This is a genomic window from Streptomyces sp. NPDC111520, from assembly GCF_055635295.1.
On the sequence record NZ_JBVKBW010000021.1, the window covers coordinates 53,993 to 73,620 of the forward strand.

A 19,628-nucleotide genomic window follows, 5' to 3' on the forward strand; every position below is an offset into this window, starting at 1 on the left:
TACGCCGGCGCCGCTCACGTCGCCCTCCCCGGGGCCCGCGCGCAGCGCCGGAGCGCGCCGTCCAGGCGTACGGTGCGGCCCTGCCGGTCGAGGTGCTCCAGGAGCGGGATGACGACCCGGCGGGTGGTGTCCAGCGCCCGGCGCGCCTCGCTCGCGGTGAACGGCTGCTCCAGTCCCGCCAGTACGGCCGCCGCCCGCGCGTCCGCGCCCGGCAGCAGCACGATGCCCTCGCCGATCCTCAGCAGCGCCCCCGCCGCCTCGGCCGCCGCGAGCAGTTTCGGCGTCAGCCCGAGCTGCTCCAGCCGTTCGGCCTCCGGCGCACGGAAGGGCGTACGCGCCAGGTCGGCCCGTACCGCCTCGACGCCGGCCCGGGCGCCGGGCGGCAGCGTCGGGCGCGTGCGGCTCCCGTACAGCCGTCCGTCGCCCTGCCGCAGGCCCGGTACGGACCCGGCGAGCGCCTCCACCAGGGTGCGGTCCGGCAGGCCGAGGGCCTGGCGGGCCGCCTCCAGGGGCATGCCCGGCTCCAGGGGGTTGCGTACGGCGTGCTCCTCGACCGCCTCGCACAACCGGTCGCGCAGCGCGGCCCAGTGGCCCGGGTCCGCCAGCCAGTCGCCCGCCACCGCCCCGCCCGGCGGTCGGACGCCCATGGCGAGCAGTTCGGTGCGCCGGACCAGCCCCCGGCGGCGCAGTTCCGCCGCACCGTCCGCGACGTCGGGCAGGATGCTCAGTTCACCGGCGCGGGCCGCGGCCGCGCCGCGGCGGGTCAGCCGGGGCGGACGCACGTCGAGCACGGTCAGTCCCGCCGGGACGCGGTGCCGCCCCGGGTCGCGCAACAGGGCGGTGTCGGCGACCCGCAGGGGCAGCGCCGACGCCAGCCGCAGGCGCGCGCTGTCGTCGCCGAGCGGACGGACCGTCACCGGCACCGCCGCCGAACCGGCGTGCAGCATGAGCTCGCGGGGCAGGTCGCCGGCGGCGTCGCCGCGCAGCCGCACGTCGACGAGGTCGGTGGTCAGCCAGCGGTCCGGGGTCAGCAGCGCGTCGCCGCGTCGTACGGAACCGGCGCCGGGGCCCGTCACGTTGACCGCCACCCGGGCCACCGCGGCGGCCTCCTGCCGTGGCTCCTTCAGGGACTCCAGCCCCCGTACCCGCAACGGCCGCCCGTCGCAGGCGAGGAGCAGCCGGTCGCCGACCCGTACGGTGCCCGCGCCGAGCGTCCCGGTGACGACGGTGCCGCGGCCCCGCACCGTGAAGGCACGATCGACCCACAGCCGTACGTCCGCCGCCGGATCGGGCGGCGGCAGCGTGCCCGCCAGCCGGACCAGGGCGGCCCGCAGCGCGTCGAGGCCGGCGCCCGTGACGGGGCTGACGGCCACGCACTCCACCTCGCCGAGGGAGGACTCGGCGATGCGGGCCGCCGCCTCCTTCCGCGCCGGGCCGGGGTCGGCCAGGTCGCAGCGAGAGACGGCGAGGACGCCGTGCCGTACGCCGAGGGCGTCCAGGACGGCCAGGTGCTCCTCGGACTGCGGCTGCCAGCCCTGGTCGGCGGCGACCACGAACAGCACCGCGGGGACCGGGCCGACACCGGCCAGCATGTTGCCCACCAGGCGCTCGTGCCCGGGTACGTCCACGAAGGCGAAGTCCCCGGCGCCGGGGAGCCGCGTCCACACGAACCCGAGGTCGAGCGTCATGCCGCGCCGCCGTTCCTCCGCCCACCGGTCGGGCTCCATGCCCGTCAGGGCCCGCAGCAGCGCCGACTTGCCGTGGTCGACGTGCCCCGCGGTGGCGACGACGTACACGTCAGCCCCCGGTCCCCGGCAGGACGCCGGCCCCGCGCACGGCCACCGCCAGCTCCTCGTCCGCCTCCTCCGGCACGGCCCGAAGGTCGAGCAGGCACCGGCCGTCCTCCACGCGGGCCAGCACCGCCGGATCGGCCCGCCGCAGCAGCGCGGCGTACCCGGCGGGCAGCGACACGGCGGCGCTGGGCAACGTGACGCCGGGCGCCCCGCCGCCGCCGACGACCGCCTGCGTGTCGCACGCCGTGCTGTCGAAGCCGTGCGCGCGCAGTTCGGCGGCGAGGCGTCCGGCGCGGTCCCGCAGCCGTGCGGGGTCGGCGTGCAGGGCCGCCCGGGTCGGGGTCTCTGGGCCGTGTACGGTCGCCTCCAGCGCCGCCAGTGTCAATTTGTCGACGCGCAGCGCGCGGGCCAGCGGATGCCGGGCGAGCCGCCGCACCAGGTCGGCGCGGCCCAGCAGCAGGCCGCACTGAGGACCCCCCAGCAGCTTGTCGCCGCTCGCGGTGACCAGGGAGGCCCCCGCGCGCAGCCACCCGGTCGCGTCGGGCTCGTCCGGCAGCACCGGGTCGGGGACGAGCAGCCCCGAACCGATGTCGGCCACCACGGGCACGCCGAGCCGCGCCAGCTCCGCGACGGGCACCTCGCGGGTGAATCCGGTGATGCGGAAGTTGGAGGGGTGCACCTTCAGGATGAACCCGGTGTCCGGCCCCACGGCCGCGGCGTAGTCCTCCGGCGAGGTCCGGTTGGTCGTCCCCACCTCGCGCAGCCGGGCGCCCGTCGAGACCAGCAGGTCGGGCAGCCGGAAACCGTCCCCGATCTCCACCAGCTCACCGCGGCTGACGACGATCTCGCGCCCCTGCGCCAGCGCCGTCGCCGCCAGCACCAGCGCCGCGGCGCCGTTGTTGACCACGTGCGCCGCCTCGGCGGCGGGCACTTGTCGCAGCAGCGCCGCCAGCGCGGACCGGCCCCTGCGGGAGCGCGCGCCGGTCTCCAGGTCCAGCTCCACGTCCGTGGTCCCGGAGGCGGCGAGCACGGCGTCCCGGGCCGCCCGCGACAGCGGGGCCCGACCGAGGTTGGTGTGCAGCAGCACCCCGGTGGCGTTGAGCACCGGACGCAGCCCCGCGGCGGTCGCCGGGAGCGCGGCGACGGCGAGTTCGGCGAGCCCGTCGACCGGCACCTCACCGGCCCGCGCCCGCTCCTGCACCCGGGCCACCGCCTCCTTCACCACGGCTCGCCCGAGCCGCTCCGCCGCCGCGGTGAGCCGGGGATCCGCCAGCAGGGTGTCCGTGCGGGGCACGTGCCTGCGTGCGTCGGCGGCGGACGGGGAGGGAGCGGTGGAGGTCTGGTCGCGGTCCATCAGCAGCACCTTCGCTCTGGCCTGGATGCCGCCCAGGGTACGGCGGCCGCGGCCCGTGGGTGTTCCCGCCACACCGGGCGCGGCTTCCCGGGGGCCCGGCATGCCGAGTCCGGGGCCTGCGGTCGCGGCAGCGGCGACTTCCACCGTCCTGACCAGGGCCGGAGGGGCCGGCCCGAGCGAGCGGTCCTGAGGGAGCGGCGATGGAGTGGCCGACCGCGGAGGTCGCCCGGATGCCGGGCGTGACCGTCCGGACCCCGCGGCACCACGACGAGACCGGACTGCTGTCGCCCGTCAGGGCGGGCACCGGAGATCGGCCCACCCGAGATCGGCCGGGTCCTCGCCCGGCAGGCCGACGAGGTGGAGGCGCCGCGCGGGCACCACCGGCACCTGCCCGCCGGGCGGGACCCGATCGAGGGCGTCGCTCCGACTTCCTCGAGCACGCGGACGCGGTCGCCCGAAGGGCCGCCGCCATGACCGCGGCCGAGATCGGCGCCGGGCCGACGCGGTAACCCGCCCAGGCCGACCCGACGCCCAGTACCGGGCGCTCACCGCGACGTGCCCCGTCACCGCGGACGCGTACCGGGCTGGCCGCCTGTCGGCGGGACGTCGACGCGGCCAGGTCGGCCACGGCACCGCCGCCGCCTGACCTCGTGCCAACCTCGACGTCCGGCGCCGGGGTGCGTCGCGCGGCGTGACCTAACCGGCTGCTCACCCCCCGCCGGGGCCCCCGTCGGCCTCGGCGCGTGCCTCGGCGCGTGCGTCGAGGCGTTCGCGCTGCGGCTTCACCACGTACGCCGGGTCCTTCGTGGACACCACGCCCGCCTCGAACGTGCCGAAGCGCTGCAGCACGCTGCCCGCCATCAGGGCGAGGCCGCCCACGGCCGCCGCGGCGCGGTTGCGGCGGGCGAGGGTCAGCGCGGTGAGCGCGCCGCCGAGGGTCAGGCACTCGGAGGCCCGGCGCAGCCGGTGCGGGAGGCCGGTGGTGTAGGCCTCGGTCACCAGGCCGGGGCGGCGGTCGATGAGCCGCGCCGCGACGAGTTCGGCCGCCGCGCCGAGCACGCCGAGCCGCCGGGCGGGGCCCGCCTCGGCCACCGGGGCCAGCAGCATGCCCAGGCCCGCGCCGCTCGCCGCCGCGGAGCCGGTGAAGACGAAGGGCAGTTCGCGGCGGGCGTCGTGCCACGCCGGGACCGCCGTCTGCGACAGGAGCGTCGCCGTGTACGAGGCGACTCCCGGGGCGAGGAGGGCCGCCGACAGCCCCGCCGGGCGCGCGGCGACGCGCAGCAGCCTCCCGGGGAGTGTGCCGCGCACGCCCGCGGGCAGCACCTCGGCCGCGGCCGCCAGCGCGCTGCCGGGACCGTAGGCGACGAGGATCCAGGTGCCCACCGACATGGGCGAACTCGGCTTGGCCACCCGCAGCATGTGGAGGAAACGTTCCGGCCGTCCGAGGTCCGCGACCAGCAGGTACATGCTCACCAGCAAGGCGCCGAAGCCGCCGACGCGGCCCGCCCTGGCCAGCGCGGGACGCCGCGTCAGGTCCGCGCCCGCCGCGAGCAGGGCGGCGCCGGCCGACAGCCCGCCGGTGAACAGGTACGCCGGGATCTTCCACTCCCACACGGGCGGCTTGAGCACCGGGCGCCCGTAGTAGGAGCGGAACGTCGCCTTCGGCACCATGGGGCGCTCGCGGCTCCCGTCGTCGTCGCGGCCGCCCCGGCCAACGCGCCCGTCGCGCCCGGCCCCGTCGCGGGTCACCGCCGCACCCCGCCGAGGAACACCGCGGCCGAGGCCGCCAGCAGCGCCGACGCCGCAACGCCCGCGTGCTTCCACATCGACGCCAGGTCGCGGGTCGGCACGACCGGGTCCGGCGGCAGCCCGTACACCTCCGGGTCGTCCAGCAGCAGGAAGAACGCGCCGTCCCCGCCCACCCCGTCGTCCGGGTCGCGGCCGTAGAGCTGCGCCTCGGCGACCCCGGCCTCGTGCAGCTGCGCCAGGCGCCGGTCGGCGCGCTCGCGCAGTTCGTCGAGCGGGCCGAACTGGATGGAGTCGGTGGGGCAGGCCTTGGCGCAGGCCGGTTCCAGGTCGCCCCGGAGCCGGTCGTAGCACATCGTGCACTTCCACGCCCGGCCGTCGTCGGGTCGCCGGTCGATGACGCCGTAGGGGCAGCCGGACACGCAGTAGCCGCAGCCGTTGCAGATGTCGGGCTGGACGACGACCGTCCCGAACTCGGTGCGGAACAGCGCGCCGGTGGGGCACACGTCCAGGCAGCCGGCGTGCGTGCAGTGCTTGCACACGTCGGAGGACATCAGCCAGCGGAACTCGGTGCGGGCCTCGGCGCCCGTCCCTGCGCCGGGCAGGTCGAAGGAGGGGAAGCCCAGGTCCACCGGGGCGGTGCCGAGGTCGCCGCCGCCCCGCTTGGCGACCTCCAGGGCGTCGGCCACCACCTCGGCCGTCCCTTCTGTGCTGGACGGGCCGACGGGCAGGTCGGCCAGCCCCGCGTCCTGCCGGCCGAGCGGGCGCTGCTGCTCGATGAAGGCGACGTGCCGCCACGAACTCGCGCCCAGCATCCCGGTGTTGTCGAACGACATGCCCAGCAGGTCGATGCCGTCCTCCGGGATGGCGTTCCACTCCTTGCAGGCCACCTCGCACGCCTTGCAGCCGATGCACACGGAGGTGTCGGTGAAGAAGCCCACCCGCGGCGGGTGGTCGCTGTGCCCGGCGTTCCCCGCGGGGTCCGCGAGCGGCCCGTAGAAGCTGTTGTCCTGCGTCATGACGGCTCCTCCGGCCGGTCCGGTTCGATGTGCGCCCGCTCGGCGTGGCCGCCGGCCGTCGCTATGCGGGTGCCGGTCTCCGCCGTGATGCCGGCGCGGCGGCGGTAGTCCTCGACGTACGCGAGCAGTTCGGGCCCCCGCGGACGCCGTCCGGGCCGGACGTCGCAGGTCAGCACCTTGCTCTCCTGGATGAACACGTTCGGGTCGGCGACCACGCCGATGAGGTCGTTGACCACGTCGCCCTTGGTGAGCCCGGTCTGGCCCCAGTGGTACGGCATCCAGACCTGGTGCACGACCCGTCCGTCCACGCGCAGCGGCGCCATCCGGTCGGTCACCATCACACGCGCGTCGACCGCGGTCCTGCTGGTGATCACATGCGCCCAGTCCAGGTGGCGCAGCCCCCGCTCGGCCGCCAGCTCCGGCGAGACCTCCACGAACAACTCCGGCTGGAGTTCCGCCAGATAGGGCAGCTGTCGGCTCATCGCGCCCGCCGTGTGGTGCTCGGTCAGCCGGGCCGCGGTGAACACATAGGGGAACACCTCGGAGTGCGCCTCGGGCGGGGAGGGGTTGGACGGGTTGTCGGGACGGCCGTAGACCTTGCGCACCGGGTTGCCCTGCTGGCCGTAGAGCAGATTGCGCATCGGCGACTCGTGCGGCTCGTAGTGCGTGGGCAGCGGGCCGTCCGCGAGCCCGGTCGGGGCGAACAGCCAGCCCTTCCCGTCGCGCATCATGATGAACGGGTCGTCGCCGTCGAGCGCCTCGACGCCCGACGCGCCCTTTGGCGCCCGGTAGTCCGGCGGCTTGTGCTTCTCGAAGTCGGGGGTGTCGCGGCCGGTCCACTCACCCGCCGCCGTGTCCCACCAGACCAGCTTCTTCCGCTCGCTCCAGGGCCGTCCCTGCGGGTCGGCGGAGGCGCGGTTGTACAGCACCCTGCGGTTGAGGGGCCATGTCCAGCCCCATTCGGCGTCGTACGGGCCCGTCTCGAAGCGGGAGGTCCGGCGCCGGGACTGGTTGGTCTCGTCCGCGTAGACGCCGCTGTAGATCCAGCAGCCGCAGGCGGTGGTGCCGTCGGCCTTCAGGTCGAGGTAGCCGTCGACCGTCCGGCCGGTGCGCAGGTCGATGCCGTTGATGTGGCGCAGCACGTCCGCCGCGGAAGGCTCCTCGCCCTCCGTCTCGTAGTCCCAGGCCAGGTCCAGCAGGGGTCGGTCGCGCTCGTCGGCCGAGCCGGCCAGCTTCTCCTTCAGCAGCACGCCCAGCCGGTGGAAGAACCACAGCTCCGACCGCTGGTCCCCGGACGGTTCGACCGCCTGGTCGCGCCACTGGAGCATGCGCTGCGTCTGCGTGAAGGTGCCGGCCTTCTCCACGTGGGAGGCCGCGGGGAAGAAGAACACCTCGGTGCGGCACTCCTCGGTGACGATCTCCCCGGTCTCGATCTCCGGCGCGTCCTTCCAGAAGGTGGCGCTCTCGATCATGGTGAGGTCGCGCACGACCAGCCAGTCGAGGTTCGCCATGCCCAGGCGCTGCAGCCGGCCGTGCGCCGAGCCGACCGCGGGGTTCTGCCCGAGCAGGAAGTAGCCGAAGACCTTGCCGCCGTCGACCATGTCCATCACGGTGCGGTAGGTGCCGTGGTCGCCGTTGATCCGGGGCAGGTAGTCGAAGCAGTAGTCGTTCTCCGCCGTCGCGGCGTCGCCCCAGTACTCCTTGAGCAGCGACACCGTGTACGCGTCGGCGGCGCCCCAGAAGCCCTTCTGCCCCCTTCCGCGGACCCCGTCCAGGTAGGTGGCCAGGTCCTCGTGGGTGATGTCGGGCATCGGCAGGTAGCCCGGCAGCAGGTTGAACAGCGTGGGCACGTCCGTGGAGCCCTGGATGCTGGCATGGCCGCGCAGGGCGAAGATCCCGCCGCCCGGGCGGCCGATGTTGCCCAGCAGCAGCTGGATGATCGACGCGGCCCGGATGTACTGGACGCCCACCGAGTGCTGGGTCCATCCGACGCTGTACACCAGCGCGGCGGTGCGCTCCCGGCCGGAGTTCTCCGTCCAGGCGCGGCAGACCTCCAGGAAGAGAGGTTGCGGCACCCCGCAGATCCGCTCCACCATCTCGGGCGTGTAGCGGGAGAAGTGCCGCTTGAGCACCTGGAACACGCAGCGCGGGTGCTCCAGTGCGGGGTCGGACTCGATCCCGCCCTCGGCCCCCTCGATGAACGGGCCGCCCGCGCCGTGCTGGAAGGGGGCGGACACCTCCTTCAGGTGGTGGCCGGGCCGCTCCTCCACGGGGACGCTCGCGTATGTCCAGCTCGACGCGTCGTACGCGGCGGTGTGCGGGTCGTAGCCGCTGAACAGCCCGTCCAGGTCCTCGGTGTCCTGGTAGCGCTCACTCAGCAGGAAGGGCGCGTTGGTGTACGCCGCCACGTACTCCCGGAAGTCGAGGCCGTGCGTGAGGATGTGGTTGATCACGCCGCCGAGGAACGCGATGTCGGTGCCGGCCCGGATGGTGACGTGCTGGTCCGCGAGCGCGCTCGTCCGCGTGAACCGCGGGTCGATGTGGATGACCCTGGCGCCGCGCGCCTTGGCCTCCATGACCCACTGGAACCCGACCGGATGGGCCTCGGCCATGTTGGAGCCCATGATGACGATGCAGTCGGAGTTGATCAGGTCCTGCTGGTAGTCCGTGGCGCCGCCACGTCCGAACGAGGCTCCCAGACCGGGAACCGTGGCGGAGTGTCAAATACGGGCCTGGTTCTCGATCTGCAGGGCGCCGAGGGCGGTGAACAACTTCTTGATGAGGTAGTTCTCCTCGTTGTCCAGCGTCGCACCGCCCAGACTGGCCAGGCCCATGGTGCGGCGCAGCCGCCGCCCGTCCGCGTCGGTGTCCTGCCAGCCCTTCCGCCGTGCGTCGAGCACCCGGTCGGTGACCATGTCCATGGCCGTGTCCAGGTCGAGTTCCTGCCAGGCGGTGCCGTACGGCGGGCGGTAGAGCACCCGCTGCTCCCGCTGCGGTCCGGTGACGAGCTGCTTGCTGGCCGAGCCCTTGGGGCACAGCCGGCCGCGCGAGATGGGACTGTCCGGGTTGCCCTCGATCTGGACGACCTTGCCGTCCTTGACGAAGACGCGCTGCGCGCAGCCCACGGCGCAGTAGGGGCACACCGAGCCGACCACCCGGTCGGCGCTGTCCGTACGGGACCCGAGCCCGGCCGAGCGGGCCGACTGCGCGGCCTTGCCCCGGCCCAGCGGGTCCGTACCCGTGAGCTGCCGGTACACCGGCCAGGCGTCGATCCACCGTTTCACGCCCATCCGCCTGCTCCTTCGTGCGGTGGTCCCACCTCCTGTCGACGCTACCGGGCGGGGGGCCGCCCGCAAGTCCGGCGGCGACGCGCCCGGCGGGCGCGGTCGGGCGGGGCCGGCGTGGTCAGGCGGGGGAGCCGGAGCGCGCGGCGAGGGCGCGGGCGGCCGAGGTGAGCAGCGCGGCCGCCAGGTCGACGTCGTCCGCGGTGGTCCAGCGGCCGACCGACAGCCGTACGGCGCTCAGGGCGCGGTCGTCGTCCAGGCCCATGGCCCGCAGGACGGGGGAGGGCGCGCGGCTGCCGCTGTGGCAGGCGGAACCGGTGGAGGCCGCGATCCGGGGCACCGCGGCGAGCAGCTCGTGGCCGGGGACGCCGTCTACGGCCACGTTCAGCGTGGTGGGCAGGCGGTGGCGGGCGGACCCGTTGAGGTGGACCCGCCCCGGCAGCGCCCGGGTCAGCGCCCCGTACAGCCGGTCGCGGAGGGCCGTGGCGCGCTCGCCCCCGCCGCCGGCGAGTTCCGCGGCCGCCAGCCCGGCGGCCTCCCCCAGCGCCACGGCGAGCGCGACGTTCTCGGTGCCGGCCCGCAGCCCGCCCTCCTGCCCGCCCCCGTACACCAGGGGCTCCAGGCGCAGCCCCGGGCGCACGTACAGGGCGGCGATCCCCTTCGGGGCGTACATCTTGTGCCCCACCACCGTCAGCAGGTCCACCCCGAGCGCGGCCACGTCCAGCGGGACCTTCCCGGCGGCCTGGGCGGCGTCGCAGTGGAAGAGGGCGCCCCGCGCGCGGGCCAGCCGGGCGAGTTCCGGCACGGGCTGCAGCGTGCCGGTCTCGTTGTTGGCCGCCATGACGGAGACGAGCACGGTGTCCGGGGTGAGGGCGGCGGCCAGCACGGCCGGGTCCAGACGGCCCTCCCGGTCCACCGGCAGGCAGGTCACCCGCACCCCGTGCAGCCGCCCCAGCGCGCGGCACGTCTCCAGCACCGAGGGATGCTCGGTCACCTGGGTGATCACCCGCGGACGGTCGGCACCGGCGGCGAGCACCGCGCCACGCAGCGCCAGGTTGTTCGCCTCGGACCCGGACCCGGTGAACACGATCCCCTCCGCCGTCGCCCCGACGAGCGCCGCGACCAGGCGGCGGGCCCGCGCCAGCGCCGCGGCGGGCTCCGCCGCCCAGGCGTGCCCGCTGGAGGGGTTGCCGAACCCGGTCGTGAGGCAGGGGCCCATCGCCTCCACGACCCTCGGGTCGACGGGGGTGGTGGCGTTGTGGTCGAGGTAGACGGTGTTCCCGTCGAGGCCGGGATGCGGCGGCACCTTCACGGGGCGGGTCCCTTTCGGTTCTCCGGAGCGGACGCGGACGCGGGCCGGTGCGGCGGGCGGCGGCCCTCGCCGTCAGCCGATCGCCCGCTGCCCGCCGTACACGTCGAGGACGGCGCCGGTGATGTAGCCCGCGCGGTCCGAGGCCAGGAAGACGACCGCCTCGACGATCTCGTCGAGCTCGGCCACCCGGTCGAGGGCGGTGCCGTGCGCGACGGTCGCCAGCGCGTCCTCGCCCATCTCCGCCGTGCCGGGGGTGCGGACCGGGCCGGAGGCCACGGCGTTCACGCGCACCCCGCGGGCCCCGAACTCGTCGGCCCACACGCGGGTCATCAGCTCCAGCGCCGCCTTGGACGCCCCGTAGACGGCGCCCCGCCGCGTCGGGACGCGCGCCGCCAGGGTGCTCAGGTTGACGACCGCACCGCGGCCCCGCGCGGCCATGGCCGGTACGAGGGCCCCGACCAGCAGCAGGGGCGCCCGGGCGTTGACCGCCATGTGGAGGTCGAACATCCCGGCCGTGGAGTCCGCGGCGCCCGCGAACCGGTAGACGCCGGCGTTGTTGACCAGCACGTCCACCGCGCCCGCCGCCTCGGCGAGGCGCAGCACATCACGGGGGTCGGACAGATCGGCGGCGACGAACCGGGCCCGCCCGCCCGCGTCCTCCGCCTCCGCCACGACCCGCGCACCGCGCCCCGGGTCCCGTCCGTGGACGACGACCTCGGCGCCCAGCGCCGCCAGCCGCAGCGCGACCCCCCGCCCGATCCCTGCGGTGGCCCCGGTGACGAGGGCGGTGGATCCGGAGAACTCCTGGTGCACGGCTGGCTCCTCGGGGCGGCGCGATCCACGGACCCGCACGGTCCGTGTCCGCGGTGGTTGTCTACCTCACGTACGGTCACCCCCGAAGTCGGCTCGCCGCCGCAGCGGCCGTTCGGGGCGGCACTCGTCCCGCGTCCCCTCCCGCGCCGCCGGGACGCCGCGCCGCTCCTTCAGGCCGCTCCTTCCGGCGGGACCGAGAAGTGCCGGAACCCCCTGCGGTCCCGGTGCGCCGACCACAGGGCGGCCGCCAGCACGGCGGGATCGTTCCTGGGATGCCCCGCGGCGATGACGCCCGGCACGATCAGCTGCGCGACGTGGATGTCCTCGGCGGCCAGCGTGTCGTGCAGCATCCGGGCGTAGGCGCTCTCCGCCGCGAACGCCACGGAGGTCCCCGCGCGGGTGGGCAGCGGCCGCACCGCGCTGCCGCCGTTGACGAAGAGGATCGTGCCGCGTCCCAGGAAGCGCATGTCGGGCAGCACCGCGTGGACGGCGGTGACCGCGCCGTACAGGGAGAACTCCAGGGGCCCCGCGAAGTCGGCGGCGGTCGTCTCCAGGAGGGGCCTCATGAAGTCCCTGTGCGGCGCCGGACTGTACTGCAGCACCTCGATCGGCCCGAGCGCGGCCGCGGCGGCGTCCAGCGCGGCGCCGAGGCCGAGCGGGTCGCGGACGTCGGCTGCGAACCCCTGCGCGTTGACGCCGTCCTTGTCCAGCGCGGCCGCGAGGGTGTCCAGGCGGTCCTGGTCCCGGGCGACGAGCGCGACGTCGAAGCCGTCGCTGCCGAACTGGCGCGCCACCGCGGCGCCCAGACCGCGCCCCGCACCGACGATGACCATGGTCGTCATGTCCGTCCCGTGTTCCGCTGTGCGGCCGCGCTCAGCGCGGGACGAGTTCGAGCGTCGCGGCGCGCGCGGTGCCGGCCACCATGGGCTCGGCGCGGACCACCCGGACGGTGGTGGGCGGGTCCAGGGTGCCGGGGTCGCGCGGGGGCGCGACGGAGAGCTCGCAGGCGTGCTCGATGCGGTCCAGTTCGTCCTTCGTCCACGTCGTCATCGGCGCGACTCCTCGGCGGTGTCGGGAACCAGTTCCGTGCGTCCTGCCGCAATGATCGACATTTTCGGCCCCGGCCTGAAGCCGCGTGGGCCAGACGGGTCCACGGCCCGGCGCCCGGCGGAGCACCGTGGGGGGCCGGTTCACTCCGGGGGAGGGCCTGAGGTGGCCGCGGGGGCGATTGCCGGGGAGCGTGAGGGGGATCGCCAGCGGGAGAGACCGGGAGGGTGCGTGGGGAGGGCCGAGGACCAGGGCTTCGGCGGCGCCGCCGACGTGGCCTGGTACATCCGCCTGCTCCCGGTCGTGGTGCTGGTCGGTGGGCTGTGCGTGGACCTCGTCACCCCGACGCAGTACACGAGCGCCGCCTTCTACTCCGTCGCGCCGGTGCTCGCGGCGCCGCTGCTGTCGATGCGGGCGACCATGGTGGTCGGCCTGGCGGCGATCACCGCGGACACCTGGATCCTGGCCCACTTCGGGCGGCTGCGGGGGCTGAGCGGGATGAGCGAGCTGCTGACCGTCTCGCTGGTCGCCGTGGTCGCGGTGTTCATCAACCGGCTGCTGGAGGCACGCGAGTCCCGGTTGCGTTCCGCCCGCTCGGTCACCGCGACCGTGCAGCGCGCGGTGCTCCCCGAACCGCCCGCGCGCGTCGGCGACCTGAGGATCGCGGCGCGCTACGAGGCCGCCGAGGAGGAGGCCGAGATCGGCGGGGACCTCTACGCGGTCCAGGACACCCCGTACGGGCTGCGCTGCATCGTGGGGGACGTGCGGGGCAAGGGCCTGGACGCCGTGGAGGCGGCGACGCTCGTCCTCGGGAGCTTCCGGATGGCGGCCGACGAGCAGGCGACCCTCGCGGACGTGGCGCGGCAGATGCTGCGGGCCCTCATGCGGGAGGTCGGCCGGCGGGAGGACGGCGAGCGGCTGGAGTGGTTCGCCACCGCGGTGCTGGCCGAGTTCCCGCACGGCGGCGACCACGTCCGGCTGGTGAACCTCGGCCACCCGGCGCCGCTGGTGCTGCGGGGCGGGCGGGTGCGCCCGGCCGATCCGTCGGAAAACGGGCTGCTCCTGGTGGAGGGGCTGGGGGAGGCGGACGCGGTGGTGGACACGGTGCCTTTCCCCGCGGGTTCGACGCTGCTGCTGTGCACCGACGGCGTCACCGAGGCCCGCGACGTCAAGGGTCGCTTCTACGATCTGGCGGGACGGCTGGCGGGGGTGCGGCGCGGAGGTCCGGCCGAACTGCTGGACGCGCTGCTCGAGGACGTGCACCGGCACGCGGGCGGGCCGACCGACGACGACATGGCGCTCCTCGCGGTGACCCGGGACCGCTAGGCGTCGTATCGCATGGTGAGGTCGCCGGCTCCCGGACGGCTCCTCGGTCCCCGTCTTCGGGGGTCGGCGCATGACGGCCGACATGCGGTCACCCAGCCACGGAGCGAGGCGGCGCCCTGGCGTCCACCCCCGGGTGTCGTCTGCCCGGTGGGCGCGGGGCCGGGGCGGCCCGGCGAAATGCGGTGGAGCGGAACGGAACGCGCTGTCTAGGGTCGGCGCATGAGCACCCGCACCTTCCGCGTCACCGTCCGCGGCGTCTTCGACGGACTCACCGCCGAGCAGCGCGCCGAACTCCTCGCCCACGCAGCGGAACACGACGTCCTGCGCGCCGCCTTCACCCCCGAGGGCCACCTCACCTACGACATCGCCGCTCGACCCGCCTTCACCTTCCGGTTCCTCGACTCCGGGGAGGCGGAGGAGGACATCCTGGAGGCCGCCGAACGCGCCGAGGCGACGGCCCGGGCCTGGCTGGGCGAGCGCGGGTACGGCCACAAGAACCTCAGGTCCCAGGCCGAGGACCTCTCCCAGGCGCCGCTGGGCAAGCGGCAGCGCCGGGCCGCCGCGCAGGGCGGCGCCTGACACCCCGGCCCCCGGCCACCCCGGCCCGGCCCGCGGCCCCGGCCGTCAACTCGGGTTGACACGTCCGTGCCTGTCAACGTAATTTGACAGACATGACCGAGGCAACCGATCTCGCCGAGCGGGCGGGTGACCGCGACCCGAGGGTCGGGCTGCGGGCCGTCGCCGCGCTGCGGCGGCTGCTGGAGCAGCTGGAGACCGTACAAGTCAGGAGCGCGCGGGCGCAGGGGTGGTCGTGGCAGGAGATCGCCCACGAACTCGGCGTCAGCAGGCAGGCCGTGCACAAGAAGTACGGGAGGCATTGAGGATGTTCGAGAGGTTCACCAAGAGCGCGCGTGAGGTCGTCGAGGGCGCGGTCGGGCATGCCGAACGCGCCGCCGACCCGGCGGTCACCGAGGACCACCTGCTGCTGTCGCTCCTCGACCGGCGTGGCACCCGGGCCTCCGCGGCCCTGGCCGCACTGGGCGTCGACCGACGCCGCGAGGCCCTGGAGGAGGCGCTGGGGGAGAGCCGCCGGCGCGGCGGGGTCTCGCGGGCCGATGCCGAGGCGCTGGCCGGACTCGGCATCGACGTCGCCGAGATCGTCGCCCGCGTGGAGGACGCGCACGGCTCCGGCGCCCTTGCCGCCGGCTCCGGGCCGCGGCGCCGGCGGCCCTCGGGACGGCGGCCGTTCGGCCGCGGCGCCAAGGGTGTCCTGGAGCGTTCCCTGCGGTCCGCGGTGGCCCGGGGCGACCGCCACATCGGTGACGAGCACATCCTGCTGGCCCTGACGGTCGGCCCCGGTGTGGTCGCGGACGTCCTGGCCGAGCACGGGGCCTCGTGGGCCGACGTCGAGCGCGTGCTCGCCGCGGAGGGCGGGGGCCGGGCCGAGGCGAGCTGAACGCCCGCCCGGCGGCGGGCAATCCGGTTGATCGGTCGAGGACGGACGTGTTAACCCTGTCGGGTTCCACGACCACGATCACGACGACCCGGAGGGGGCCGCCCCATGGTGCCCGGACGACTGGTGACACTGCGCCCGATGGAGCCCTCGGACGCCGAGGCGCTGTGGCGCTGGAACCACGACCCCGAGGTCATGCGCTGGATGGACGACGGTTACGCCCAGCCCCTCGCCCAGGTGAGGAAGCGCATGGAGGAGCGGCCCCGCAACGCCTACGGCGACGTGCTCCACGGCATCCAGGTGCGCGAGGACGGCCGGCTCATCGGCCTGGTGCGGCTGCGCGACGCCGAGCCCGAGACCGGGTGCGCCGAACTCGACATCTACATCGGCGAGAAGGAGTACTGGGGCCGCGGCTACGCCACCGACGCCATGCGGACCATGTGCCGCTACGGCTTCGAGAAGATGCGCCTGCACAAGATCTCGCTCACCGTCGTGACCGAGAACGAGGCGGCGCACCACGTCTACCGGAAGGTCGGCTTCGTCGAGGAGGGCCGGCTGCGGCAGGTCTTCCGGCGCGACGGCCGGTGGTACGACATGTTCACCATGGGCCTCCTGGAGGGCGAACTCCGCGACTGAACCCCGGCGGCACCCGCGTGCGCCCGCCCCGGCCGCTGATCGCGCCGGGCAGCGGGTTGACGTAGCCTGGGGCGTCCCGAAGCAGCGATCCGCAGAAGGCGCAGGTGGCCCGCGTGACAACAGCAGCGTGTACCGATCTGGAGCAGGCCCCGGCCGACGTCGCGGCCGCGCCGCCGGAGGACGGCTGCGCCGACTGCCTGGCCGCCGGACACCGCGACTGGGTCCACCTGCGGCTGTGCCTGAGCTGCGGCCACGTCGGATGCTGCGACAGTTCCCCGGGACGGCACGCCACCGCGCACTACGGGGCCACCGGCCACCCGGTGATCCGCTCCTACCAGCCGGGCGAGACCTGGCGCTGGTGCTTCGTCCACGAGTCCATGGGCTGAGGCCCCCCTTCCCCCCGTCCGGCGCTATTCGCGCTGCAGCACCGCCTCCTCCAGGTCGAGTTCGCGCATGACGTGGCGCAGCACCTCGTCGTCGATGAGCCGTTCGTCGCGGAAGCGCACGAACTCCTGCCGCTCGGCGTCGAGCATGGCGCGGCGCAGCCGCCGGTAGGCCACGCTCGGCGGCTCGGCGCCCCCGCCGGTCGGGCCGCCCAGCCGTTCCCAGGCGGCGTTGCGGCGGGCCTCCGCGGTCTGCCGCAGGGTCTCCAGCACGGCCTGGTGGGAGCCCTTGTCCCCGGCCAGCTCCTCCAGGCGCGCCAGTGCCGCCCGGGCGGCACTGTGCTGGGCGTTCGCCTCGGCCAGGGCGTCCTCGTACGCCTCCTTGTTGCAGATGCCGAGCCGACGGATGAGCGGGGGCAGCGTCATCCCGTGCAGCAGCAGCGTGCCGACCGTGACGAAGAAGGTCAGGAACAGGATCTCGTCGCGCCCGGGGAACGGCGCGCCGCTGTCGGTGGTCTCCGGCAGCGCGAAGGCCGCGGCCAGCGAGACCACGCCGCGCATGCCCGCCCAGGAGAGGACGACCGGGTACTGCCACGGGGGGTAGGGGTCGCGGGCCCGGATCCGCGGGAACATCAGCCGTGGCAGGTAGGTCGCGGGGTAGACCCACACGGCGCGCGCCAGGACGGTCACCGCCGTCAGCGCGGCACCGGCCGCGACCAGTTGCCACACGCCCGTGTCGACCGTGTCGACGATGCCCCGCACCTGCAGGCCGATCAGCGCGAAGACGAGGGCCTCCAGCACGGTGTCGAGGGCGCTCCACACCGCGTAGACCTGCAGCCGGGAGGTCGCCTCCGTGTCGGGGGAGCGGTGTCCCAGGTAGAGGCCGGCCACGACCACGGCCAGTACTCCCGACGTGTGCGCCTCCTCGCCGACGAGGTAGGCGAGGAACGGCACGAGCAGACCGAGCGCGCTGGCCAGGTCCCCGGGCAGGAACCGGTGCCCGAGGCGGGCCAGCCGGCCGATCGCCAGACCGATCAGCGAGCCTCCCACGGCCGCCATCAGGAAGACCCCGACGCCCTGCAGCAGCGTGTAGCCTGCGCCGGCCACGGACGCGACGGCCACGCGGTAGGCCGTGAGCGCGGTCGCGTCGTTCACCAGGCTCTCGCCGCCGAGCACGGTCAGCAGCCGGCGCGGCAGGCCCAGCCGGCGTCCGATGGAGGTCGCCGCGACCGCGTCGGGCGGCGACAGGACCGCGCCGAGCACCAGTGCCGAGCCCAGCGGCAGCCCCGGCACCAGCCAGGACGCCGCGTAACCGATCACCACCGTGGTGAACAGCACCAGCCCCACGGCCAGCAGCCCGATGGGGCGCAGGTTGTCCCGGAAGCGCAGGTAGGAACTCTCCCGCGCCGAGGAGTACAGCAGCGGGGGCAGGACCAGCACCATCACCAGTTCGGGCTCGATGGCGTAGGCGGGGATCCCCGGCACGAAGGACGCGCACAGGCCGACGGCGACCAGCAGCAGCGGGGGCGACACCCCCAGTCGGCGGGCGACAGCGGTGACCAGCACCGCACCGGCCATGAGCGTGACGAGCGCCAGCCCCTCCACGGACGTCTCCTCCACCCCTGTGGCGGCAGGCGCCGCACGTGTGGCTCGACTGTACTGGCGACGCGGCCGGCTCTCAGCCCTCGGTGGTGGCCGGTCCGGGTACGGCGTCGGGGAGGCCGATGAACATCGTCCGGTGCAGTACCTGGACGTGGCCCTCGGCGACCGCGGCCGCCGCGGCGCGGTCACCGCGGCGCAGGGCGTGGACCAGCTCGTGGTGCTCGGCGTTGGAGGCGCGCAGCGCGTCGAGCGGGTAGGGCAGGTAGTAGCGGTAGAGCTCGCGGACGACGGCCGCGTACGGGACGACGACCGACGGGGTCCCCGTGGCGGACGCGACCGCGAGGTGGAACTCCTCGTCGTGGCGGTGGAACTCGGCCCAGCTGGTCACCCGGTCCATCAGGTCGACCAGGCCCTCCAGTTCGCGCAGCGCGTCGTCGTCGACGTGGCCGGCGGCGAGGTGGGCGATGCCGCACTCCAGCACCAGCCGGTGGTCGATCAGCCGGCGTACCGCGTCGGTGTCGGAGCGGTAGCTGCCCACCGCGCTGACCGAGCCCTTCGCCGGGTGCCGGGCGACCAGCGTGCCGCCGTTGCGGCCGCGGCGGCGCTCCAGCAGCCCGTCGTCGCACAGCGCCACCAGGGCCCGGCGCACCGTGATCTCGCCGACGTCCAGCGCCGCGGCGATCTCCGCCGCCGCGGGCAGCCGTTCCCCGGGGGCGAGCAGGCCCAGGTCGACGGCCATGGCTATGCGGGCGCGCACGGTGTCGAGCGCGGACAGCCGGCGGATGCCGCCCAGGGCCGGGGTGCTCAGCGGCGGGCCGGCGGCGAGGGGCGCGGCCTGGCCGGTCCGCTTCTCCGTGTCGGGCATGGGACCGACTGTAGTACCGGAAAACATCTCACCTTGAGCACTCTTGTTTATCTGATCAGAATGCTCTAATTTCCACAGCACTCGAACGAAGCAGGTGAACCATGTCCCGACCCCTTCCCGTGACCCTCGCCCAGGCCGGGCCGCGCCCGGCGGGGGCGCCGGTCTCCGGCTTCGCGGACGAGGCCGGGACGCTGCTGGCGCGCTTCCCGCAGACCCGGTTGATGGCCTTCCCCGAGCTGCACCTGTTCGGCGTGGACGGGGGCCCGGAGGACGCCGTCCAGCAACTGCGGGAGACCGCGGAGCCGCTGGACGGACGCCTCGTACGGGAGCTCGGTGAGATCGCCGGGGACCTGGGCGTCTGGCTGCTGCCCGGCAGCATCTGCGAACGCGGCCCGGACGGCGAGCTGTTCAACACGGCGCTCGCCTTCTCGCCCGAGGGCCGGCTCGCCGCGCACTACCGCAAGGTCTTCCCCTGGCGACCCCGCGAGCCCTACACGCCGGGCGACCGGTTCGTGGTCTTCGACGTCCCCGGGGCCGGCCGCGTCGGTTTCTCCATCTGCTACGACGCCTGGTTCCCCGAGGTCGCCCGGCACCTGGCCTGGATGGGCGCCGAGGTCATCGTCAACCCCGTCATGACCACGACCGGTGACCGCGCCCAGGAACTCGTCCTGGCCCGCGCCAACGCCATCACCAACCAGGTCTACGTGGTCAGCGTCAACACGGCCGGGCCGCAGGGCACCGGCCGCAGCCTCGTCGTCGACCCCGAGGGGCGCGTGCGCACCGAGGCGCCCGACAGCGCCGCCACCGCGCTCACCGACGTCCTGGACCTCGACGACGTCACCCGGGTGCGCACCTACGGGACGGCCGGCCTCAACCGCATGTGGTCCCAGTTCACCGACACCGACCGCCCCCTCGAACTCCCCCTGTACGAAGGGCGCATAGACCCTCGCAGCTGGCACCCCGCCCGCCGCGGCTGACCCATCCCCGGAGCCCCA

At 75.0% G+C, this 19,628-nt stretch carries 18 protein-coding genes; 7 read left to right on the forward strand and 11 right to left on the reverse strand.

Features of this window, described 5'->3' with window-relative positions:
• Positions 1 to 14: 14 nt before the first annotated feature.
• From ACZ7MY_RS35515 to ACZ7MY_RS35555, 9 genes are all read right to left on the reverse strand, one after another.
• Positions 15 to 1,796, reverse strand: coding sequence for a SelB domain-containing protein (locus ACZ7MY_RS35515; RefSeq protein WP_499608403.1), 1,782 nt, complete (start codon positions 1,794 to 1,796; stop codon positions 15 to 17).
• 1 nt (position 1,797) lies between these two features.
• Positions 1,798 to 3,147: an L-seryl-tRNA(Sec) selenium transferase gene (gene selA, locus ACZ7MY_RS35520; protein ID WP_499608538.1), complete on the reverse strand. Its 1,350-nt coding sequence runs from the start codon at positions 3,145 to 3,147 to the stop codon at positions 1,798 to 1,800.
• 708 nt (positions 3,148 to 3,855) lie between these two features.
• The gene (gene nrfD, locus ACZ7MY_RS35525) at positions 3,856 to 4,896 is read right to left on the reverse strand and encodes an NrfD/PsrC family molybdoenzyme membrane anchor subunit (RefSeq protein WP_499608404.1); all 1,041 of its coding nucleotides are present in this window, start codon (positions 4,894 to 4,896) and stop codon (positions 3,856 to 3,858) included.
• Positions 4,893 to 5,912 (reverse strand): 4Fe-4S dicluster domain-containing protein, encoded by a 1,020-nt coding sequence (locus tag ACZ7MY_RS35530; protein WP_499608407.1) that lies wholly within the window; start codon positions 5,910 to 5,912, stop codon positions 4,893 to 4,895. Before ACZ7MY_RS35530 ends, nrfD begins: the two co-directional genes overlap by 4 nt.
• Complete coding sequence (fdh, locus tag ACZ7MY_RS35535) at positions 5,909 to 9,202, reverse strand: formate dehydrogenase (RefSeq protein ID WP_499608409.1); 3,294 nt, start codon at positions 9,200 to 9,202, stop codon at positions 5,909 to 5,911. Before fdh ends, ACZ7MY_RS35530 begins: the two co-directional genes overlap by 4 nt.
• 115 nt (positions 9,203 to 9,317) lie before the next feature.
• Positions 9,318 to 10,508 carry a cysteine desulfurase family protein gene (locus tag ACZ7MY_RS35540; protein ID WP_499608411.1) on the reverse strand — a complete coding sequence of 397 codons (1,191 nt, stop codon included), beginning with the start codon at positions 10,506 to 10,508 and terminating at the stop codon, positions 9,318 to 9,320.
• A gap of 72 nt (positions 10,509 to 10,580) precedes the next feature.
• Positions 10,581 to 11,321: an SDR family NAD(P)-dependent oxidoreductase gene (locus ACZ7MY_RS35545; RefSeq protein WP_499608414.1), complete on the reverse strand. Its 741-nt coding sequence runs from the start codon at positions 11,319 to 11,321 to the stop codon at positions 10,581 to 10,583.
• A gap of 170 nt (positions 11,322 to 11,491) precedes the next feature.
• Positions 11,492 to 12,163 (reverse strand): SDR family NAD(P)-dependent oxidoreductase, encoded by a 672-nt coding sequence (locus ACZ7MY_RS35550; protein WP_499608417.1) that lies wholly within the window; start codon positions 12,161 to 12,163, stop codon positions 11,492 to 11,494.
• 31 nt (positions 12,164 to 12,194) lie between these two features.
• Positions 12,195 to 12,371 (reverse strand): hypothetical protein, encoded by a 177-nt coding sequence (locus ACZ7MY_RS35555; RefSeq protein WP_499608419.1) that lies wholly within the window; start codon positions 12,369 to 12,371, stop codon positions 12,195 to 12,197.
• Between the two features lie 228 nt (positions 12,372 to 12,599).
• Here ACZ7MY_RS35555 and ACZ7MY_RS35560 point away from each other — a divergent pair, with 228 nt between their 5' ends.
• From ACZ7MY_RS35560 to ACZ7MY_RS35585, 6 genes are all read left to right on the forward strand, one after another.
• Positions 12,600 to 13,694: a PP2C family protein-serine/threonine phosphatase gene (locus ACZ7MY_RS35560; RefSeq protein WP_499608422.1), complete on the forward strand. Its 1,095-nt coding sequence runs from the start codon at positions 12,600 to 12,602 to the stop codon at positions 13,692 to 13,694.
• Positions 13,695 to 13,913: 219 nt separating this feature from the next.
• On the forward strand, positions 13,914 to 14,273 hold the full coding sequence (locus ACZ7MY_RS35565; RefSeq protein WP_499608424.1) for a DUF6204 family protein: 360 nt from the start codon (positions 13,914 to 13,916) through the stop codon (positions 14,271 to 14,273).
• Positions 14,274 to 14,365: 92 nt separating this feature from the next.
• Entirely contained in the window at positions 14,366 to 14,575 is a 210-nt protein-coding gene (locus ACZ7MY_RS35570) for an HTH domain-containing protein (RefSeq protein ID WP_018557908.1), read from the forward strand.
• Between the two features lie 2 nt (positions 14,576 to 14,577).
• Positions 14,578 to 15,150 (forward strand): Clp protease N-terminal domain-containing protein, encoded by a 573-nt coding sequence (locus tag ACZ7MY_RS35575; protein WP_499608426.1) that lies wholly within the window; start codon positions 14,578 to 14,580, stop codon positions 15,148 to 15,150.
• Between the two features lie 105 nt (positions 15,151 to 15,255).
• Positions 15,256 to 15,783, forward strand: coding sequence for a GNAT family N-acetyltransferase (locus tag ACZ7MY_RS35580; protein ID WP_499608428.1), 528 nt, complete (start codon positions 15,256 to 15,258; stop codon positions 15,781 to 15,783).
• A gap of 137 nt (positions 15,784 to 15,920) precedes the next feature.
• Entirely contained in the window at positions 15,921 to 16,169 is a 249-nt protein-coding gene (locus ACZ7MY_RS35585) for a UBP-type zinc finger domain-containing protein (protein ID WP_499608540.1), read from the forward strand.
• A gap of 24 nt (positions 16,170 to 16,193) precedes the next feature.
• Here the strand turns inward: ACZ7MY_RS35585 and ACZ7MY_RS35590 are convergent, their stop codons facing one another.
• Positions 16,194 to 17,771, reverse strand: a complete 1,578-nt coding sequence (locus ACZ7MY_RS35590; protein WP_499608430.1) for a Na+/H+ antiporter — start codon at positions 17,769 to 17,771, stop codon at positions 16,194 to 16,196.
• A 73-nt stretch (positions 17,772 to 17,844) separates the two neighbouring features.
• On the reverse strand, positions 17,845 to 18,633 hold the full coding sequence (locus ACZ7MY_RS35595) for a FadR/GntR family transcriptional regulator (protein ID WP_499608433.1): 789 nt from the start codon (positions 18,631 to 18,633) through the stop codon (positions 17,845 to 17,847).
• A 101-nt stretch (positions 18,634 to 18,734) separates the two neighbouring features.
• Between ACZ7MY_RS35595 and ACZ7MY_RS35600 the strand changes: the two genes are divergently transcribed.
• Positions 18,735 to 19,610, forward strand: coding sequence for a carbon-nitrogen hydrolase family protein (locus tag ACZ7MY_RS35600; RefSeq protein ID WP_499608436.1), 876 nt, complete (start codon positions 18,735 to 18,737; stop codon positions 19,608 to 19,610).
• Positions 19,611 to 19,628: the final 18 nt, after the last annotated feature.